This is a genomic window from Methyloparacoccus murrellii, from assembly GCF_054657115.1.
The window spans coordinates 1-4,218 of the sequence record NZ_BAAHXD010000083.1; the positions used below are offsets into that span (position 1 = coordinate 1).

At 57.2% G+C, this 4,218-nt stretch carries 4 protein-coding genes; 3 read left to right on the top strand and 1 reads right to left on the bottom strand.

Features of this window, described 5'->3' with window-relative positions:
* The first annotated feature begins 194 nt into the window (after positions 1-194).
* From kleE to ACYQ1H_RS15170, 3 genes are read left to right on the top strand one after another with little or no spacing between them, the layout of a single operon-like run.
* Positions 195-524 (top strand): KleE stable inheritance protein, encoded by a 330-nt coding sequence (gene kleE / locus ACYQ1H_RS15160; protein ID WP_135811268.1) that lies wholly within the window; start codon positions 195-197, stop codon positions 522-524.
* Between the two features lies 1 nt (position 525).
* Positions 526-1,242 carry a recombinase family protein gene (locus ACYQ1H_RS15165; protein ID WP_135811267.1) on the top strand — a complete coding sequence of 239 codons (717 nt, stop codon included), beginning with the start codon at positions 526-528 and terminating at the stop codon, positions 1,240-1,242.
* A gap of 17 nt (positions 1,243-1,259) precedes the next feature.
* Positions 1,260-1,565: a hypothetical protein gene (locus ACYQ1H_RS15170; RefSeq protein WP_460028882.1), complete on the top strand. Its 306-nt coding sequence runs from the start codon at positions 1,260-1,262 to the stop codon at positions 1,563-1,565.
* A gap of 208 nt (positions 1,566-1,773) precedes the next feature.
* On the opposite strand, the gene ACYQ1H_RS15175 is transcribed toward ACYQ1H_RS15170, so the two are convergent.
* The coding region (locus ACYQ1H_RS15175) for a restriction endonuclease (RefSeq protein WP_460028883.1) at positions 1,774-4,218 on the bottom strand (2,445 nt) is incomplete at its 5' end.

Sequence of the window (4,218 nt, forward strand, 5' to 3'; positions counted from 1 at the left end):
AAGGTTGCTTCGCTCATGGTGTTACTCTCATGTGTTACGCAATTAGTGCATGGTAGCACATCGTGAGTTGCGCTGAAACTGTCTCGAAATGGCGCGTTAGGGCTGGGAGCTTGAGCTAGGCGCATATAAGTTGCTCTTTCATAAAAGAGCCGGGCAGCGTAGCATCGGCGTATTAGCGTATACCCAAGCGCGCTATGTCCAATGTCATCAAGTTCCCCAAGAAGGTCGAGCAGCCCGCCGCGGCTGAGCCGGTGCAGCCTGCCCCAGCTTCCGTACCTGGCGTTCAGAAGGTTGAGGGTCAGGGGCTGTTGGCCGGCCTGGTCAAGTTCGTATGGATGGCGACGGTACTGGTCTGGCCGATCCTCCGATGGGTGGTGTCCCTTGAGGTGTTGTTCCAGCTCCTGCGGATGTTTTACCACTGGCACACGCCGGGCATGCATGTCGGCTGGACGTTCCTGCTGCACTTCGCCGTGCTGACCGCGCTCACCTACTTTGTCTCCGTCTACAAGCCGAAGGGGTTTTGACATGAATGCCATCCCAATGATGGCGCGGGTCTATCTGCGTGTCAGCACAGACGTGCAGGATTTGGAGCGCCAGGAGGGGATCATCACGGCCGCGAAGGCTGCCGGGTACTACGTCGCCGGCATCTACCGCGAGAAGGCATCCGGCGCGCGCGCTGACCGGCCCGAGCTGCTGCGCATGGTGGCCGACCTGCAACCGGGAGAGGTGGTTATCGCCGAGAAGATCGACCGGATCAGCCGCCTACCGTTGCCCGAGGCCGAGCGCCTGGTGGCCTCGATCCGGGCCAAGGGCGCGCGCCTGGCCGTTCCTGGCGTGGTCGATCTATCCGACTTGGCGGCCGAGGCCCAGGGCGTTGCTAAGATCGTTCTGGAGTCCGTCCAGGACATGCTTTTGAAGCTGGCCCTCCAGATGGCCCGTGACGACTACGAAGACAGGCGCGAACGCCAGCGCCAAGGCATCGAGCTGGCGAAGGACGCCGGCAAGTATCGCGGCCGCCGCGCTGACCCGAAGCGCCATGCTCAGGTTATTGCGCTGCGCAAGTCCGGCCACAGCATCACCAGGACGGCCGAGCTGGCCGGGTGCAGCCCATCCCAAGTCAAACGGATATGGGCCGTCGAAGTGAGCCAGGCCGAGGCGGTGCGCATGGGGGCCTTCCGCGAGGACGCATTGACCGAGGCTGACGCGATGGCGGCTGCCGACCAGGAGGGCACGAAAGTATGAGAAACGGACACTACTCCTTGCCCCCGCTTCGTCCCGAGCTGCAAGCAGCGTGTGACGAGATGCACGCCAAGGAAGATTATTTCGCCTACGCCGCGTGTCGCACCCATGACGGCCAAGCGTGGGAGGTGAACTACAGGGTGGGCGGCATGTGTTTCGCGCTCGACGATCAGTATCCCGACCGCGACGAAGCACTGGCCGCCGGCGCGGCCTGGCTGCTGGAGCAGATCAACCGCGAACCGACCGACGATGAGGTGGTCTACCGGCGACTATGGGAAAGCCAGGGGGCTTTCATGCAGAGATCGACGGCAGATGGCAGTTCATAAAACGGTGGTTTTCTGGATAGTTCAGAGTGGCACGCTTTACAGCCGCCAAGGCGTCATCTGGTGTCAATATTGGCGTCAATGTTTCAATGTCCCGGGTGCGCCCATGAATCAAACGCATAGGATACGTCCGCGTTTCAACGAATGAGAGACACCTTAGATTAGCCACGCAGCGGGCAAGTCAAATGACCAGCTCCGCTGCGTTGGTGAACTACTTCACCACCTCCATCAGCTTGCCGAAGCTGTCCACCACGTCGTACTTGACGTTTTCTGGGGCAAAGCGACGATTCATCTCATCGAAGAATTTTCTGGCGCATTTGATCTTGGTTTTCTCGATCTCTCGCAGATCCATTGACGACATAGAACCTTTGGTTTCCGCCACGAAATAGATGTGCTTGACCGCGCCTTCCTTGAAGCTAATCGCCCAGTCGGGGTTGTAATCACCGACGGGCGTGGGAATCAGGAAGCCGCGTGGCAACTTGGCATAGACCACCACTTCATTGGCCGTATCCAGCTCTTTCACGAACTCCCGCTCGATCTTGGAATCGGTCACTACATAGTCGTAGATATGCCGCTGGAGCTTGTCACCGGCATTGCTGAAATCCTGCTTGGATTGTCCAGCGGTGAAAATATCCAGATCGAATCTGTCCTCGACCGAATCGTAGGCCAGATGTTCGATGATGACGGTTGCCTTCTGCTCGTTGATCAGGCGTACGGCCTCGGCAATGAAGCTCTCTGGATTGATCCTGAACAGCGCGAATACGGCGGCGTTGATCCCTTTGAGAATTTCCGTCACTGTCCGGCGAGTCAATTGCGTGCCTTCGGCCAGCTTACCAATCAGGTCGTATTTGACCGCTGAGTGAACCGATTGCTTGTTGTATTCAATTTCTGTTTCAGAAATCTTGAAGCCGTCCCCACGCTTGAGTGCTTCATCAGTTACCTGATCAATCTGCTCGCCTGTCTGGATGGTGTATTGCAACGGCGTGACGTGCAGGCTGGCGTCCAATTCCTTGACAGCCTTCTGCACCAGTTCGTCCGAGTCGAAGTCAACGCTGTAGGCTGCCTTGCGATTGATACGGCTCCACAGTGCCTTGAACTCCTCTTTGTCGAAGTTGGCGTTGAGCGGGTTTTTCTTCGGCTTTCGGTCGTCACCGATGTTTGGCAACTGGCTCTCGCTGAACACACTGTCGATAAGCTGGAACACTTGGTCAGCGTATGACTGCAATTCCTCCGGTAGCTCCTCCAGGACCCCATCTTTCTTGGCCTGATGGTACTTCTCGGTGATGGCCCGCTTCTTATCCACATAGCCGTTCTGAATCAGATAGAACTCAATATCCGTCGCCTGATCATCCGACACCGTAACCGGCCCTTCAGCCATGTTCAATATTTTGCCCGTGAAGTAGGCTTTGTCGGCGACTCTCGGTCGCGCCGACAGCGACTTGCTGATGTCATCCTGCAGTGCCGCCACAAAGTTCTTGTAGCTCTCGCTGGCCACCACCGTCAGCACGTTTACATCATGTACTGTCGCCGGGTGATCCATCCGGTCACCATTCTGATTGACCGATAGACGCAGGCCCCGGCCTACTTCCTGGCGGCGCGTGACTTCGTTGTTGTAATCCGGCTGTTTGAGGAAGCAAATCACAAACACGTTTGGGTTGTCCCAGCCCTCACGCAAGGCCGAATGCGAAAAGATAAAACGCACTGGCTCGCCCATCGACAGCAGTCGTTCCTTGTCCTTCAGAATCAGATCATAGGCGTCCACATCGTCGGAGAGTCCAGCATTCTCACCGCGTTTGGCAACCGTGGGGTCGGCCAGTCGCTTGGTCTTTTTGTCGATGGAAAAGTAGCCGCTGTGGGTCCTATCGGCCGCAATATCCTTCAGGTATTTGATGTAGGGCGTCTCATCTAGATCAAGCATCTCGTTGAGATACAGGTTGTACTCCTCTTCGAAGACACGGGCGTATTCGCCTTTCTCGTCGGCAGCGGAATAGTCCCGGTACTTGGCCACCTCATCAATAAAGAAGAGGGTGAGCACTTTTATGCCCTGCAAGAACAGCACTTGCTCCTTGTCGAAGTGCGCCTTGATTGCCTCCCGAATCTGGATGCGTCGCAGGGCCGCTTCGGTCACGTCGCCGGTAGCATCACCCACCGTCAGTTCCACGCCATTGGTAAAGCTCAGCGTATCGGTATTGGCATTGATATCAGAGACGACGAAGCCATCTCGGTACTGATCCAGCCCGTTGGAAAGCTCAAACAGGTTGTCGCCTTTGGCCAGCTTACGAACGACACGCTTGATATTGCCGCCCGTCAGCTTCTGCTCGAACTCCACCCGCGCCTCGGGCGGCTTCTTACTGGAAATCTCGATGGATTGGAGATACAGATAGCCCGCCGTACCTGCCAGCCCTTTCACCGCGATGCCACGCACGGCGATCTTCTTCACCAGCTTCTGGTTGTAGGCATCCAGCGCGTCCAGCCGGTGAATCTTGTTGTGGGTGGTCTTGTGGGTGGCCGAGTAACGCAGCACCATTAGTGGCTTGAAATTGACCAGCGAGTCCAGGGTCTTGCCGCCTTCCATCTTCTGCGGCTCGTCCAGGATCAGGACCGGACGGTTGGCGCTGATGACATCGATGGGCCTGCGCGACTGGAAGTCGTCTAG

Bases quoted from the DNA above. Each gene is read 5' to 3' on its own strand.
- kleE (WP_135811268.1), top strand. From the start codon at position 195: ATGTCCAATGTCATCAAGTTCCCCAAGAAGGTCGAGCAGCCCGCCGCG.
- ACYQ1H_RS15165 (WP_135811267.1), top strand. From the start codon at position 526: ATGAATGCCATCCCAATGATGGCGCGGGTCTATCTGCGTGTCAGCACA.